This is a genomic window from Kitasatospora sp. NPDC005856 (genome assembly GCF_040629945.1).
Taxonomy (GTDB): Bacteria; Actinomycetota; Actinomycetes; order Streptomycetales; family Streptomycetaceae; genus Kitasatospora.
Map to the genome: position 1 here is coordinate 1 of NZ_JBEXWT010000051.1, position 15,108 is coordinate 15,108.

General features: G+C 68.8%; 9 protein-coding genes and 3 pseudogenes. 3 read left to right on the forward strand and 9 right to left on the reverse strand.

All coding sequences use genetic code 11. From position 1 onward, the window contains the following. Positions 1-373: 373 nt before the first annotated feature. The 3 genes and pseudogenes from ABZ449_RS26475 to ABZ449_RS26485 form a co-directional block, all read right to left on the reverse strand. Positions 374-1,246, reverse strand: coding sequence for an IS3 family transposase (locus ABZ449_RS26475; RefSeq protein WP_360350646.1), 873 nt, complete (start codon positions 1,244-1,246; stop codon positions 374-376). Between the two features lie 17 nt (positions 1,247-1,263). Further along, a pseudogene (locus ABZ449_RS26480) lies at positions 1,264-1,563 on the reverse strand (transposase); the annotation flags it as partial. Positions 1,564-1,664: 101 nt separating this feature from the next. Next, positions 1,665-4,688: a tetratricopeptide repeat protein gene (locus ABZ449_RS26485; protein WP_360350648.1), complete on the reverse strand. Its 3,024-nt coding sequence runs from the start codon at positions 4,686-4,688 to the stop codon at positions 1,665-1,667. A gap of 406 nt (positions 4,689-5,094) precedes the next feature. On the opposite strand from ABZ449_RS26485, the pseudogene ABZ449_RS26490 reads away from it, so the two are divergent. Further along, positions 5,095-6,555: pseudogene (locus ABZ449_RS26490) on the forward strand (NF041680 family putative transposase). 6 nt (positions 6,556-6,561) lie between these two features. Here ABZ449_RS26490 and ABZ449_RS26495 read toward each other — a convergent pair. The 4 genes and pseudogenes from ABZ449_RS26495 to ABZ449_RS26510 all read right to left on the reverse strand — a co-directional run bounded on the left by ABZ449_RS26495 (position 6,562) and on the right by ABZ449_RS26510 (position 9,621). After that, positions 6,562-6,870 carry a tyrosine-type recombinase/integrase gene (locus tag ABZ449_RS26495; protein WP_360350712.1) on the reverse strand — a complete coding sequence of 103 codons (309 nt, stop codon included), beginning with the start codon at positions 6,868-6,870 and terminating at the stop codon, positions 6,562-6,564. 529 nt (positions 6,871-7,399) lie between these two features. Continuing rightward, positions 7,400-7,801: pseudogene (locus tag ABZ449_RS26500) on the reverse strand (hypothetical protein); the annotation flags it as partial. A 137-nt stretch (positions 7,802-7,938) separates the two neighbouring features. Beyond that, complete coding sequence (locus ABZ449_RS26505; RefSeq protein ID WP_360350651.1) at positions 7,939-8,778, reverse strand: IS5 family transposase; 840 nt, start codon at positions 8,776-8,778, stop codon at positions 7,939-7,941. Positions 8,779-9,054: 276 nt separating this feature from the next. Further along, complete coding sequence (locus ABZ449_RS26510) at positions 9,055-9,621, reverse strand: hypothetical protein (RefSeq protein WP_360350654.1); 567 nt, start codon at positions 9,619-9,621, stop codon at positions 9,055-9,057. Between the two features lie 339 nt (positions 9,622-9,960). Between ABZ449_RS26510 and ABZ449_RS26515 the strand changes: the two genes are divergently transcribed. Beyond that, complete coding sequence (locus ABZ449_RS26515; RefSeq protein WP_360350656.1) at positions 9,961-10,890, forward strand: phosphorothioated DNA-binding restriction endonuclease; 930 nt, start codon at positions 9,961-9,963, stop codon at positions 10,888-10,890. 128 nt (positions 10,891-11,018) lie between these two features. On the opposite strand, the gene ABZ449_RS26520 is transcribed toward ABZ449_RS26515, so the two are convergent. Beyond that, the gene (locus tag ABZ449_RS26520; RefSeq protein ID WP_360350659.1) at positions 11,019-12,917 is read right to left on the reverse strand and encodes a DUF2075 domain-containing protein; all 1,899 of its coding nucleotides are present in this window, start codon (positions 12,915-12,917) and stop codon (positions 11,019-11,021) included. 179 nt (positions 12,918-13,096) lie between these two features. Further along, positions 13,097-13,495, reverse strand: a complete 399-nt coding sequence (locus tag ABZ449_RS26525) for a helix-turn-helix domain-containing protein (protein ID WP_360350662.1) — start codon at positions 13,493-13,495, stop codon at positions 13,097-13,099. A gap of 83 nt (positions 13,496-13,578) precedes the next feature. On the opposite strand from ABZ449_RS26525, the gene ABZ449_RS26530 reads away from it, so the two are divergent. After that, entirely contained in the window at positions 13,579-15,054 is a 1,476-nt protein-coding gene (locus ABZ449_RS26530; RefSeq protein ID WP_360350665.1) for an MFS transporter, read from the forward strand. Positions 15,055-15,108 lie beyond the last annotated feature (54 nt).

The following is a 15,108-nucleotide window of genomic DNA, read 5'->3' on the forward strand; positions in this document are numbered from 1 at the left end:
ACGAGTACGAACAGGCGTACTGGGCGAGACTGGAGCAAGCCCCTCAAGCCGCCTGATCACACGATCGCGGACTCCACGGAAGTCGGGGCAGCTCAGCCGCAGCACGGGATCTTGAGCTGGGAGTAGGGAAGGGTTGTGCCGTTGAGCAGATTGATCTTTGCGTTCCAGGGATCGAAGCGCCGTAGGAGCCACTGCGGGAAGATGTGTTCGTCGGTGCGGCTCGAAGGTGAGAGCGGCACACCGCACAGGAAGCACTGGCTGGTCAGCGGCTGCTATTCGCCCAGCCGATATACGAACCGATCCAGCGCCGTTGAAGACTCGTCAGCGGACATGTGAGCTTGCTCCGCTTTGACGGACACCGTTGGTGTGGTGGTCAGGCCGCCAGGACAGTCTCGTATTCGGCGGGACTGCGGTAGCCGAGGCTGCTGTGCAGTCTGCGAATGTTGTACCAGGCTTCGATCCATTCGAAGATCGCGGTCCGTGCTGCGGCTCGGCTGGCCCAGGGGCGGTCGCCGAGCAGCTCCCGTTTGAGCGTGGCGAAGAAGGACTCGGCGAGTGCGTTGTCCCAGCATTGGCCGGTCCGGCCGACCGACAGGCGAACTCCGAACTCTGCTGCGAGAGTGGCGAATTCACGGCTGGTGTATTGGCAGCCCCGATCCGAGTGAAACACCACCGGCCCGGTCGGGCGGCGGGTGTGGCAGGCGGCCCGCAGGGCATCGGCGACCAGCTCGGTCCGCAGATGGTCGGCGGTGGCCCAGCCGACGACGCGGCGGGAGGCGATGTCGATGACGGTGGCCAGGTAGAGCCAGCCCTCGCCGGTGGGAATGTAGGTGATGTCGCCGCACCAGCGCGTGTCGAGGGCCGCAGGGTGGGGCTGGAAGTCGCGCAGGACCAGGTCCGGCCGGGTGCCGGCGCGAGGGTCGGGGATCGTGGTGCGCTGACGCGGTCGCCGGTGGCGGCCCTCGAGGCCCGCCTGGCGCATCAGACGTGCGACCCTTCGCCGGCCACACCGCTGGCCGTCGCGGTGTAGGGCGGCGTGGACGCGCGGGGCGCCGTAAGTGCCACTGGAGGTCTCGTGGACCTTGGTGATCTTCTCGGTCAGTTCCGCGTCGCGCACGGCGCGGGGGCCGGGGGTGGCGGTTCGGCGGGCGTAGAAGGCGGCTCGGGAGACCTGGAGCAGTTCGCACGCCCGTTTGACGTTGTGACCTGCCTGCTTCTCCGCCTCGATGAACGGGTGCACCGTCACCGGGTCTCCGTCGCGAAGAAAGCCGTGGCCCGCTTGAGGATGTCCACGTCCTCACGCAGCCGGCGGTTCTCCCGCCGCAGCCTCGCGAGCTCCTCGCGCTCGTCGCCGGTCAGGCCGTCGCGCTCGCCGGCATCGACCTCAGCCTGCTTCACCCAGTCCCGCACCGCAGTCTCGGTGAGGTCGAAGTCCTTGGCGACCTGACCGACCGAGCGGTCACCGCGTCGGCACAGCTCGACGATCTCCGCCTTGAACTCGGACGTGAACGAGCGGCGAGGGCGTGGCTTCTTCTTCCCCATGCTCTCCATGATGGACATCATCCTTACCGGGGCCGAAGCCCCTGATCAGGGGTGTCCGTCAAAGCGAATCAAGCCCAATGGGATGAGATTACTGATCATGTGGTGGCGATCCGAGGGGCCGGTCAGCCGTCTGCCACTGCCCACTTGGCGGCGGTGTCGCCGAGCTGGCTCCGCCGGATGGCGAGGACCGCTTCGAGCTCGGTGTGGGCAGATTCCGCCTCGCCGTGGTCGAAGAGGGTACGGGCGAGGTGGTGGCGGAGGGCCAAGGTATCGGGGTGGGTATCGCCGAGCCGGCTCCGCCGGGCGGCGAGGGCTGCTCTGAGCTCGGCAAAGGCCGCCGCCTGCTTGCCCTGGCCGAGCAGGACACGCGCGAGGTTGTGGCGAGTGGTGAGGGTGGCGGAGTGGGCGTCACCGAGGTGGGCCCGCCGGATGGCGAGGACAGCTTCGAGCTCGACGCGGGCGGCCTCGGCCTCGCCGTGGTCGAAGAGGGCACAGGCGAGGCTGTGCCGTGTGGCGAGCGTATCGGGGTGGGTGTCGCCGAGCTGGCTCCGTTGAAGAGCGAGTACTGCTTTGAGTTCGCCAAAGGCAGCTTCCGCATCCCCGTGGTCGAACAGCTTCATGGCAAGGTTGCGGTGCATAGCAATGGTCGCAGAGTGGGTGTCGCTGAGCCGGCTGCGTTGAAGAGCGAGTACTGCTTTGAGTTCGGCAAAGGCAGCTTCCGCATCCCCGTGGTCGAACATCGCCACGGCGACGTTGTGGCGGGCGGTGAGGGTGTCGGGGTGGGTGTCGCCGAGCTGCGCACGCATCGTTGCGTGGACTGCCTCGAACTGGCCAAGGGCTGCCTCCAGCTCGCCCCGGGCGAGCAGGACACGGGCGAGTGAGTGGCGGGTGTTGAGGGTGTCGGGGTGGGTGTCGCCGAGGAGGTTCCGCTGGATGGCGAGGATCTCCTCGTACTCCATGCGGGCGGCCTCGGCCTCGCCATGGTCGAGGAGGGTACGGGCGAGGTGCTTGCGAAGGGTCAAGATATTGGGATGGGTGGCGCCGAGCTGGCTTCGCCGGATGGCGAGGACCGTTTTGAGTTCGGCTAGGGCCGTTGCCGTGTCTCCGTGGTCGAACAGCGTCACGGCGACGTTGTGGCGGGCGGTGAGGGTGTTGGGGTGGGTGTCGCCGAGCTGCGCACGCATCGTTGCGTGGACTGCCTCGAACTCGCCAAGGGCTGCCTCCAGCTCGCCCCGGGCGAGCAGGACACGGGCGAGTGAGTGGCGGGTGTTGAGGGTGTCGGGGTGGGTGTCGCCGAGCTGGCTCCGCTGGATGGCGAGGATCTCCTCGAACTCGGTGCGGGCGACCACCAGGTCTCCCTGCTCACAGAGAACCGTGGCAAGGCTGTGACGCGTGGCGAGGGTGTCGTGGAGTCGACCTTCCGGGACGGCGAGGATCGCTTCGAATTCGGTGCGGGCCGCCTCCAGTTCCCCTTGGCGCTGGAGTGCGCGGGCGAGTTCGTGGCGGGTGGAGAGTGTGTGGAGGTGAGTGTTGCCGTACTGTTCGCGCTTGATCGCGAGGACTGCTTCGAGTTCGGCGCGGGCCGCTTCCGGCTCGCCCTGATCGAGCAGGAGCAGGGCGAAGTGGTGGCGAGTGGTGACCGTACTGGCATGACTGTCGCCCCACCGCTCGCGCTGGATGGCGAGGAGTGCCTCGAACTCGGTGCGAGCCTGATTCTGGAGGCCTTCGACGTGCAGGTGCCGGGCGGCCCGGTCGACGCTTCCGGCAAGGCCCAGGAGAGCGGTTTCGGTGACGTCGCTGATTTCGGCCCGGTGAAAGGCGTCGAGGATGTGCGGGGCCAGAAGCCGCCACACGGCCCAGTGCTCCGGTTCCTCCGGTTCCCCTGTCTCGTCCGCGAGTGCTGCGGCGGTCAGGATGCCGGTGGCGGCCGTGACAGTGTCAGGGGTGCGGGAGGCATCACGGACGAGCGGGTGCATACGCAGCACCGGGGGCGTGCCCGGGACGGGTTCGGGCAGGTCGACCAGGCCGAGGGCGGCGAGGGCGGTGAGGTGCTGCCAGACGGTGGGTCCGTCGAGTGCGGCCAGTGCGCCGGCGTCGGCGAGGCGGTCAGGGGTGAGCAGGTGGGTGTAGGGCAGGTCGGCGTCGGCGAACGAGGCGATGAGTCTCAGGAGAGGCCGGGCACGGGTGTGGCCACGTTGTTGGAGCAGGTCCACAGACATTGTCCAGGCGCGGGCGAGAGCATGCCCTGGTTCCGGTAACTCAAGACCTTCCTCCCAGGCCCGCTGGTACTCGGTGTAGGTGGTGAGGGTGCCGCGCGCCCGAAACGGTGGGGGCGTCCGGTTGGCCTGTGCGAGGTACGTGCCGGCCAGGCGCAGGGCGAGCGGGAGACCGCCCAGGCGCGCAGCGAGGGCTTGGGCCTCGGCTTCGGTGCCGGCGCCGTCCGGGGCGTGGTCGCGCAGGACACGGGCAGCGTCGTCAAGGCGGTCACCGGTCAGAGGCTGCAGGAGGTGGACCCGGGCCGCGGGTCCCCAGGTGTCCGGAGTGCTGTCGCGGGAGGTGACCAGGACGGCGCCACGGCCAGCAGCGGGCCTGATCCAGCCGGTGCCGGCGTTCAGCGCGCCCGGGCCGTCGAGCAGGGTCGGGTCGTCGGCGTTGTCGACGACCAGCAGCCATGGCGCATCCATGCGCGTCAGATGGGACCACAGGAGGTCGGCGGTGTCGCCGCGGTCGAGTTCGCCCGCATTGGCGCCGGCCTGGCGGGCGACAGCACGCAGGGCGGCTTCCAGGGCGGGGCCGTTGCGCGCATCGACCCACCAAACCCGGCACCCGGCGGCGCTCCGGCGGGCAGCGATCTCCAGCGCGACAGCGGTCTTCCCGCACCCGCCCATCCCGCACAGCACCAGCACCCGCTCCTTCGAGGCTGCCAGCTCGGCTTCCAGCCGCACCAGTATGTCCTCACGGCCTCGAAGTGGTCGGCCCGCATCCCGCAGGCCCAGCGGCGGCGAGACCGTCACCGGCGTCGCTGCCGCAGCCGGTGCCTGCATCACTATGTCAACGCACCCTGCCTGCACAACAGCGCCATGCACAGTACCGTCGATCAGACGGTTGCTCACATGCGTGCCGCCGGTCAGCGGGCCGGAACGCATGCCCCCTCCGTTCGTCCCGGCCATCCGCCCGTACTCGCCACCACTCACCCAGACCCCCAGCCGGCCCCCGCGGATTCAACGGCACTCATCCTTGCTTGCTTCGGGGCCGGCGGACGACGGTCCACGGATCTACCCGGCAACCAGCCGAACCGCACCCTCGCAGTACCGACGAGAACAGCACCCGGTGTGGCAAACACCTGGGCCAATCCCCGTACGGCTGAAGCAAAGGACACTCCCTCCCTCGCGGCAGTACAGGTCGGCGGGCCCCGCAGCCCTGAGCTTGGCGTTTAACCTTGCAGGTCACCCGACCTGCTGATCTGCGGTTCTTCCCGAGACAGCGGAGGCGGCCGTTCTCCACGCTTCGAGATGTCGAGTCACGAAGCGCGAGAGAGAACGGCCACTGCCTATGAGTATCCCGGTCGATGCGCCCGAAAGTGCGGCATTGGATGTCTTGTCCCGCTTTCGGGTTGAGTTCTACGAGTGCCTTTACGCCCGCCAGGACTCGCTCTTCGAGCTCACCGACGCGGTGCTGTGCACGGACGGGCCGGTGAAGACGCTGGTCGAGCGTCGCGGGCCCCCGAGCACCGGCGCGGGCACGGAGCCCTGTATGCCGCGCTGGACCAGGGCTGGTGCGAGCCCGCCCGCCTGCGCCGCACCCTGGCCGGCCTGCCGCTGCCCCGCGCGGCCGACGGACGGATCGTCCTGGCCGTCGACGTGAGCAACTGGCTCCGGCCCGACGCCCCCACCAGCGACGACCGGCTGTTCTGCCACGTCTACGGGCGCGGAGACCGCAGCAAGGACCAGCTTGCCCGGCTGGCCGTACTCCTTCGTCGCGGCCCTGGAGACCGGCCGGACCTCCTGGACCGCGCTACTGGACGCCGTGCGTCTCGGGCCCGCGGACGACGCAACTGCGGTCACCGCCGACCAACTTCGCGACGTGGTAAACAGGTTGAGACAGGCCGGTCAGTGGCACGATGGCGACCCTGAGATCTGGGTCGTCCTGGACTCCGGCTACGACGCCGCCTACCTCTCCCACGCGCTGGCGGACCTGCCGGTCGTGCTGGTAGGGAGACTGCGCTCGGACCGCGTGATGCTCCGCGACGCCGGGCCCGCCCGCTCCGGTCCGAAGGGCGGCCGGCCCCGTAGACACGGGGGTGTCCTGTCCTTCGCCCGGCCCGACAGCTGGCATGAACCCGAGGTCACCACGCTCACCGACACCACCCGCTACGGCGAGGCCGAGGTGATGGCCTGGGACCGGATGCACCCCCGGCTCGCCCACCGCGGCCCCTGGCTGGACCTCGCCGAGGACGAACTGTCCGTATTTCACGGCACGTTGATGCGCTTGAAGGTGGAGCGTCTGCCCGGAGACCGCGCCCCGAAGTCGGTCTGGCTCTGGGTCTCGTCAACCGCCGCCACGTCGGCGGACGTGGACCGCTGGTGGCAGGCGTTCCTCCGCAGATTCGATCTCGAACGCACCTTCCGGCTGATGAAGCAGACCCTCGGCTGGACCGCTCCGAAGATCCGCCACGCCGACAGCGCCGACCTGTGGACCTGGCTGGTCATCGCCGCCCACACCCAACTCCGCCTGGCCCGCCCGCTCGCCGAGGACCTACGCCGCCCCTGGGAACGCCCAGCCGGGCCCCGCAGGCTCACCCCCGCCCGGGTCCGACGGGGGTTTTGCAACATCCGCGCGACCGCGGCCCGTCCAGCGGCCGCACCGAAACCCTCCCGGTCGGGCCCGGGACGGCCACCCGGCTCGAAGAACAAGCAACGCGCCAGGCACCACGACGTCGGCAAAACCGTTAAACGCGCCAAAACGATCAAGAACGCCAAGCTCACCAGGGCTAAACGCCAAGTCGGGTCGTGACTACCGCTATGCGGCGAGCGGCAGGTCGTCGTCGCCACGGGGGAGGGCTCGGAGCCGGTTCGGTTGGGCTTGGTCGAGGGCTCGGGCGAGGGCGTTGACGGCTTGGTCGGCGGAGTCCTTGAAGAGGTGGCCGTAGAGGTTGATGGTGGTGGCCAGGGTGGAGTGGCGCAGGGGCTTGGAGACGATGGCGATGGGGATGCCTTCGGCGATCATGATGCTGGCGGCGGTGTGCCTCAGGTCGTGCAGCCCGATCCGGGGGAGTGCGAGTTCGGCGGTGCGTTTGCGGAGCTGGTCGAGGACCCACTGCGGCCGCAGGGGGCGATCCGTCCGCGTGGGCGAAGACCAGGCCCTCCAGCTGGCCTTCGGGGTGGGCGGTCATCTGGAGGTCGGCCTGGTGGTGGAGGGCGGTCATGACTCTGGGGGAGAGGCTGATCCAGGCGCGGTTGGCTTCGGTCTTGGGCTGGTTGAAGTGGAGGTCGCCGTTGTCGATCGCGGACAGGGTCCAGCGGACGTAGAGCTTGCGGTCTATGAGGTGGACGTCCGGCCAGTGCAGGGCGAGGACCTCACCGCGGCGCATGCCGGTGCCGAGAAGGACCTCGAACAGGTCGGCCAGCTGGTCGGCGTACTGCTCCGCGTTGTGCCGCAGGAACGCCGCGGCCTCCTTCGGCGTCCAGCACGTGCGCTCCTGCGTGCGGGGCTTGGTGGGTACGCAGTGCTCGGCCGGGTTGAACTTCAGGCGCCAGGAGCGCACCGCGTGGTTCAGCGCGTTGCGCAGCGTCGAGACGTCCCGGTAGAGCGTGACCCTGCCCCGGTCGGCCTTGCGTTGCGCGGCCATCCAGTCCTCGATCTGCTTCGGCCGCAGGTCCAGCAGCCGGCAGCGCCCGAACGCGGGGACCAGGTCCCTCTCCACGTAGGCCTTGTAGCCGGCGTAGGTGTTCGCGGTGAGCTCATCCTTCCTCGCCGCCAGCCACTCCCGGAGGTACTGGGCCACGGTGGTACGGCGCTCCTCGTACGCCCCGCTCAGCTCACCCTCCAGCTCCTGCGCAGCCTCGGCCTCCGTCGCGAACCCGCCCCGCCGCCGGGAACGCCGCCGGCCGTCCTCCGGCGCCAGGTCGACCAAGTACGTCCACGACCCGTGCTCCGCCTCCTCCAGCAACCGCACACACCATGCTCCCAACTGCTTCCCGCCCTCGTCCCGGCACCCACACGGCCGGTACACCCTGCCCCGCTGCGCACGCTGTCCCATGAGCTTCCCCTTCTCCCGGACTGGGTAGTGAATCTGGGACCAGAGTGGCTGCTGTGTTGGGTGTGGCGGCAGAGCGCGTTGGGCAGTGCGTGAAGCACTCAGAGGGCGTTTGGTGTAGGCGGATTGCCCTTTATGCCCTAGTAGGTTCCCCGCCAGGTTGGTGTGGTCTCGTCCGTTATGCGCTTGGTGAGGTTGTCGATCGAGGCGATGTGGATCATGGCTTCGGAGCTGGCCGGCAGGGTCTCGTAGTCGCGGGCCAACCGACGGCGTTGCATGATCCACCCCAGACTTCGTTCGACTACCCACCGCCTTTTCACCACGTGGAATCCGGGGACGTCGGACTTCCGGTGAACGACCTCGACGTCGATGCCCAGGCTTGCGCCGTGCTCGATCATGGCGTTCTTGAAGCCGGTGTCGACCCAGCTCTTGGAGATGCTGGGATAGGTCTTCTTGGCCTGGTCGAGGAGGCGTATTCCCAGGGCGTTCTCGGACAGGCTCGCGGCGGCGACGGTGACGACGAGGATGAGTCCGATGGTGTCGGTGAGGATGCCTCTCTTCCGGCCGACGATCTTCTTCGCGGCGTCGGTTCCCTGGCTGCTCAGGGGCACGTTGGTGGAGGTCTTCACGCTCTGCGTGTCGATCACCGAGGCGGTCGGCTCGGGCTTGCGCCCTTCCTTTGCCCGGGCCAATCCAGTGAGGTCGTAGTTGAGTTGGGCGAAGATCCCCTCGTCGCGCCAGGCGGCGTAGTAGGCGTAGACGGTGCCGCGGTTCGGGAAGTCGTGCGGGAGGTACTTCCAGGGGATTCCGGTGCGGTTGACGTAGAGGATCGCGTTGAACACGTCGCGCAGTTCGACCTTCGCCGGCTGGCCGGTCGGCCGACGGTCAAGCCGGGCCTTTCTCCATGCCGTCAGAATCGGCTCGATCAGGGCCCATCGGGCGTCGGACAGATCGCTTGGGTACGGCTTACGCTCGGCCATGACACAGCGTCAGCACTGATGGGGCGGAGGATCCCGTTCCACTGCCAGATCGGCGTTTCTATGACTTCTTCAAACCAGACGGACTTCAGGACACAGATATGGGCGAGACGGACAGCCGATCCTCCGATCGAAGGGTGGATGTTATTCACCTATCGGACATAGCGTAATCAAAGCGTCGTGACCATAAGCCATTCATGGGATCAGAACTGCCAAAACGCCCACTTAGAAGGTCTTGCGTCAGTGCTGTCGCGGGATGGGCAGGGGATCGTGGTGGTGTCAGATCAGTGATCGATTCTCGCGGTGGAGTTCCGCGGATCCCCATTCGAGGCGGACCACGCCGTCGGCCAGGGAGCAGGCGTAGGCGACGAGGACGAGCATGGCGTCCGGTGAGAGGCGCGCGAGATCCGTATGGGGCTCGTCCTCGTCCGGCAGGTCGATGCCGAGATCCAGCTCTTCCTGGCGCGGGTCGGGACCATGCCTGCGGATGAGGTCAGCGCGAAGCCCTGACGCACTGTGGAGCCTGGCGGCAGTCACGGGCACGTCCTTCTTCGCGTACCGGTAGGGGTAGACGACATGGTCAGCGACCACTGCGACGGTACGCGCCTGGAGGCGCACCAGCTCGACGCTGGGAAGCTGAGAAAGGCCGGCTGACAGTTCCTCGTACTGTGCGGCGTAGAGCCCGTGCCCGTACGCTTCGAGCGTCTGCGTGTGAACGCCTTCGTGGCCGCCTTGGGCACGTTCGTGGGCTCGGACAAGGCATGCGGGCACGGTTGTCGTGATCTCGGAGGCGAGGGGGCCGACGACCGTGCGCGCCCACGGACTGGCGGAGTTTGCGTCCGACATGAGAATCCCCGATCGATCGTCCTATGACCAACCTCAGGGTCTGACAGTCCGCTGATCGGCACGGTGGATCAAGGGCGCATTGGGGGATCTCAAGGTGCACGGAGCAGGGAGCGCTACGTGGTGAGGCTGGGGATGGGGCGGTGGATCTGCGCGGCCGGTTCGGGGCGCATCTCGTGTACGACGCCCCTGGCGCAGCGGAGAGCGGACTGTCTGACGCGGATATCCAGGTGGGGCTTCGGCATCCATGGCGGGTGCATGTCAGGGCGGCGCCCGGACGACGTCCTACGCGGAGGTTTGAGGCTGCGGTCGTGTCGGCGTCCCGGAATACGCTAGGCGGCCATGGACTGGCTGGAGCGGGTGGCGAAGCTGAGACGGTGGACGAACAACGATATTCGGGCGCCGCACAAACCGCTGTTGCTGCTGTACGCGCTGGGCAGTTTCCAGCGCGATGCCGATGGCGAACTGAGGTACAGCGCTGTCGAGGAGGAGTTGAAGCGGCTGCTCGAAGAGTACGGGCCGTCGCATCCGACGACTCCGGCGTACCCGTTTCACCATCTGGTCAGTGACGGGGTGTGGGAAGTCAGGACCGATCACGGGGCCGGGAGCCCTGGAAGCGGAGTGCGGGTTCTCCGTTCTAGCGGCGCGACCGGCAGGCTCGTACCCGAGTTGCGAACGGCTCTGAGGAAGGAGCCGGCGCTCCTGGAGCGTCTGGCGCGGGTGCTCCTGGATTTCCACTTCCCGCCATCGCTGCATACCGACCTGTGCGAGGCCGTCGGACTCGACCTGGACCTGGCCGAGGCCGAGGGTGTGACCGGAGCCCCGGGCCGGGCAGAGCGGGCGGCGGGACGCCAGCGGGATCGGCGAATGCGTGAACTCGTCCTGACTGCCTACGAGTTCCAGTGCGCCTTCTGCGGCTATGACGGGATGCTGGGGGCGAGCACGGTCGGCCTGGAGGCCGCGCATGTGCGCTGGTGGTCGTACGACGGGCCGGACGAGGTCGACAACGGCCTGTGCCTGTGCTCCCTGCACCACAAGCTCTTCGACAAGGGCGTCCTGGGACTGGGGGAGGGGCGCCGCATACTCGTCTCACAGCGCTTCGTCGGGCGTAGTGAGGCCAGCAGGCAGCATGTGCTCGCGTTGGCCGGACGGCTGGTCATCGGCCCGCAGGCGGGGATTCCGTCGGTCGCGGGCCGGCACCGGCAGTGGCATGCCGAGCAGGTCTTCCGGGGCGAGCCCCGGGAGCCCCTGATCCCGGCGCATGCTGGTTGAGGGAGGCTGTCCGTTCGCCGACCAGTCGGTGTTGACCACGTGCTGTCCAACTCTGTTCCGCACGGCTTGTTTCCGGCCGTGCGGACCGGACGGCACCAGGCCCACCAGGTGGAGTCAGTGGGTGGTCGTCAGCCGTGGCGGCCGTGCTCCATTGTGATCTGGCCTGCCTGCTGCCTGACCAGATCCCGCAGCTTGGTGCGCGTCTCGGGGTCCGTCGAGTACACGACCGTGCCGATCATTCCGCGGGTGAGCAGCACCTTGTAGGTGTTGCGGATCAGGCGGTCGATGTCGGCGTCGGTGGTGGACTTGCGGAAGACAGGGTCCTTGGATGCCGTCCGGTCGGTGATCCAGCGGTCGGTCCGCCAGACGAGGTCCGGCCCGAGGATGACGCCGCTCCAGTCGTACTCGAAACCCTGGGCGGTGTACACGCAGCCGACCTGGCCGAAGCCGGCCGGGTCGGTGGCCCACAGCGCGGCCGGTGGGGCGCCGGCGATCGAGCGGTCGCCGTACACGTTCCAGGGACGGGCCCAGTCGCCGATGTGTACGTCGAGGGGGAGCGGGTCTCCCGGGGCGACCTTCGTGGTCCACTTCCAGCAGTAGCCGGCCGACATGCGGGCGCCGTATCCCTCCGCGCGCCGGGCGTCGAGGAAGGCCTCCAGCTCCTGGGGGCTGTCCACGACTTCCAGGGCGACCTTGCCGTCGGGCTCCCAGTCAAGGGGGCCGCCGGGTTCGAGGTCCAGGAGGCGCACCACCCAGTGCAGGTAGGCGTCGCTGCCGCCGCAGCGGAACTGGCTGTCCAGTTCGACCACCTGGCAGTTCAGGCCCTTCACGGCCGCGGCGGCACGGATCTGGGCCACGGTGCCCATCTCGCCCGGCCGGACCACCTGGTGCTCGTCCAGCAGGAACACCGGTACCCGGGCGGCGTCGATCAGCTCCTCGATCTGGGGCTTGCCGGTGCGCTGGGCGGCCCGGGTGTAGCGGTTCGCCGACGTCTCCCGGATCCGGTGGGCCTCGTCGCAGATCAGCACGTCCAGCCCGTTGCGCTCCGCGGTCATGAAGCTGTTGAAGTACTTGAACAGCTCCTGCACCTGCTTCTTCCGCGCTCCGGCCATCCGACGCATCGTGGTGGTGAACGAGCTGGATCCGGTCGTGTGCAGAGCCGTGACACCGCGCCGGTACAGATCGCCCAGGAGGGACAGCGCGATGACGCTCTTCCCGGTCCCCGGGCCGCCCGTGATCACGACGACCTCCTTGTGATCGGACTGCTGCGCCTGACGGACCGCTCGCAGCACCAGCTCGTAGGCGACCCGCTGCTCGTCCAGCAGGACGAACTGCTCGCGCTCGCGGACCTCGTCGGCGGCCACCGCCATCAGCTGCTTGGACGGGGCCACCTTGCCCGCGAGCAACTGGTCCGCCGCCTCGGCGCCGGAGACCGGCTTCAGCTTCGAGCGGAGGTACTGGACGAACTCCCCACGGCGCTCGGCGGTGAAGAGCCGGCCGCGCTCGTCCTGCGGCACCTCGTACAGGCCCTGGACGCCGAACTCCGTCGCGTTGTGCAGGAACGCCACACCGGACAGCCGCTCGGGATGGGCGGCGAGTGCGCCGTTGAAGGAGACGAGGTAGTCGCAGTAACCGCGGACCTGCTCGATGGGGTTCAGCACCGGTCGGGTGTACGCGTCGACCCGGCAGAGCAGCGGCTCGCCGTCCTCCGAAAGCGCGCTGCTCCACTGCTTGAGCTCGACCACCACGTACGACGGTTCGCCGGTGCTCGGGTGGACGCCGGCGAGTATGACGTCCGCGCGCTTGCTGTTGAGCGGCAGCGAGTACTCGAGCAGTACCTCCACCATGCCGAGCCCGGCGTCCAGGAGCGCGTTGGTCAGGGCCGGGACGCTCCGCTCCCAGGAACGGACCTCGGACGTGCTCGGCTTGTGGCCGTGCTTGTGGACGAACTGGTCGATGAGGCGCACGAACAGTGATCCGGCCAGGCTCTCGGCGGCGACCGCGGACGCGGAGTCGCGGAACAGCAAGGAATGCTCCCAGGCAGCACGAAGTGACTCGTGCGGGTGGGGGCATGTCCCTGGAGGGAAGCCCGGCGGGCCGCGCTGATGACAGGGCCAAACCTACAACGGCAGGGCGGACCGCGGATGGGCTCCGGGCGGGTGGAGGACCGCGATGGCTGACATCGGCGACTTGAGACGGTTTCGGATCAGGCGGGCTGTCGGGGTGCCGTGTGGGCCGCGTCGTAGGTGGCGTGGGCCTTGGCGATGTCGGGGGCGTGGCGTTCGGCCCAGGTGACGAGGGTGGAGAGGGTTTCGTGGAGCTCGAGGGCCATGTCGGTGCAGGTGTATTCGACGCGGGGCGGGACGGTGGGGTAGACCGTGCGGATCAGGAGGCCCTCCCGTTCCAGCTTGCGCAGGTTCAGGGTGAGCATGCGGCGGCTGATGCCGGTGATCTGGCGCTCCAACTCGCTGAACCTGACCGGGCCTTCGGCGGCGGCGACCAGGATGCCGATGCTCCATTTGCCGGCCACGCGGTCGATGACCTCGCTGACCGTGCACGCGACGCCGCCCTGGTGGGCCGTCACATCCGTGTGACTGCGGGACATTGAAGTGCCTCCTTCCGGCCGCGGTCATGGTCACACATGATGGGCACTGTTACAAGAAGTGCCCTAAGGAGAGGTGGGCAGGCATGTCGCCTGAGGTGGTGTCGCCGGGTCGGTCGGTGTCGCGGTGGTCGGCGTTGGCCATCCTGTGCGCGGGGCAGTTGATGGTGATCCTCGACGGCACGATCGTGAACGTGGCGCTGCCGTCGATCCAGGGGGATCTCGGGTTCAGCCAGTCGAGTCTGGCCTGGGTGGTGAACGCGTACCTGATCCCCTTCGGAGGGCTGCTGCTCCTGTCCGGTCGCTTCGGCGACCTCGTCGGCCGCAAGCGGGTCTTCGTCGCGGGGCTGAGCGTCTTCACCGTGGCCTCGCTGCTGTGCGGGCTGGCGCAGAGCCCGGGGATGCTGCTGGTCTCGCGGTTCGTCCAGGGCGTGGGCGGCGCGGTGACCTCCTCGGTCACCCTCGCGGTGATCGTGACGATGTTCACCGAGCCCGGGGAGCGGGCCAAGGCGATCGGCGTCTACAGCTTCGTCCAGTCCGCCGGGGGCACCATCGGCCTGCTCGCGGGCGGTGTGCTGACCCAGAGCATCGGCTGGCACTGGATCTTCTTCGTGAACGTGCCGATCGGTGTGGTGGCCGTCCTCACGGCCGTCCGCAAGCTCGGCGCGGAGCGCGGTACCGGGCTGGGCAGGGGCACCGACGTGGTCGGCGCGGTGCTGATCACATCGGCCCTGATGGGCGCCGTCTACACCATCGTCGGGACGGCGGACCACGGGTGGGGCTCCGGCCACACCCTCGGGTTCGGCCTCGGCTCGCTGGCCCTGATCGTCGCGTTCGTGGTCCGCCAGTTGAAGGCCGAGGCTCCGCTGCTGCCGCCGCGGATGTTCCGGCTGCGCAACGTCTCGGGCGCGCTGGGCACCCACACCCTGCTGATCTCCGGCATGTTCAGCTTCCAGTTCCTGGCCGTGCTGTACATGCAGAACGTGCTCGGCTTCGACCAGGTGCGGACCGGCTTCGGCGTGGTGCCGGTGTCGGTGCTGATCGGTCTGATGTCGCTGTTCCTCTCGCCCCGCCTGATCGCGCGGTTCGGCGCCAAGCCGGTGCTGCTGGTCGCGCTGGTGCTGATGGCGATCGGGCTCGGCGCCCTGGGGCAGGTCTCGGCGGACGGCGCCTACGTCACCGACGTCTTCCCCGCCACCCTGCTGCTCGGCATCGGGTTCGGCATGGCGATGCCCGCGCTGGCCGGCCTGGCCATGTCGGGCGCGACCCCGCAGGACTCCGGTCTCGCGTCGGGCGTGTTCAACACCGTGCAGCAGGTCGGCGCCGCCCTCGGGCTGGCGATCCTCAGCACCCTGGCCGCCTCGCGCGCCGGGAACCTGATCGCCGACGGCACGGCCCCCGGGACCGCCTACACCAGTGGCTACCAGCTCGCCTTCCGGGTCGCCGCCTGCTTCGTGCTCGGCGCCCTGGTGGTCGCGGTGACGGTGCTGCGCACCCCGGCGAAGCCGCAGGCCGCGCCGGTGGCCGCGACGCGGGGGGTGAGGGACGGCGCGTCGGCCTGAGGTGCGGGCGGCCGGGCGGGTGGGCCGGGGCCTTCCGGCGTCCCGGGTGGGACG

Bases quoted from the DNA above. Each gene is read 5' to 3' on its own strand.
- ABZ449_RS26485 (WP_360350648.1), bottom strand. From the start codon at position 4,688: ATGCGTTCCGGCCCGCTGACCGGCGGCACGCATGTGAGCAACCGTCTG.
- ABZ449_RS26505 (WP_360350651.1), bottom strand. From the start codon at position 8,778: ATGGCCGAGCGTAAGCCGTACCCAAGCGATCTGTCCGACGCCCGATGG.
- ABZ449_RS26510 (WP_360350654.1), bottom strand. From the start codon at position 9,621: ATGTCGGACGCAAACTCCGCCAGTCCGTGGGCGCGCACGGTCGTCGGC.
- ABZ449_RS26515 (WP_360350656.1), top strand. From the start codon at position 9,961: ATGGACTGGCTGGAGCGGGTGGCGAAGCTGAGACGGTGGACGAACAAC.
- ABZ449_RS26525 (WP_360350662.1), bottom strand. From the start codon at position 13,495: ATGTCCCGCAGTCACACGGATGTGACGGCCCACCAGGGCGGCGTCGCG.
- ABZ449_RS26530 (WP_360350665.1), top strand. From the start codon at position 13,579: ATGTCGCCTGAGGTGGTGTCGCCGGGTCGGTCGGTGTCGCGGTGGTCG.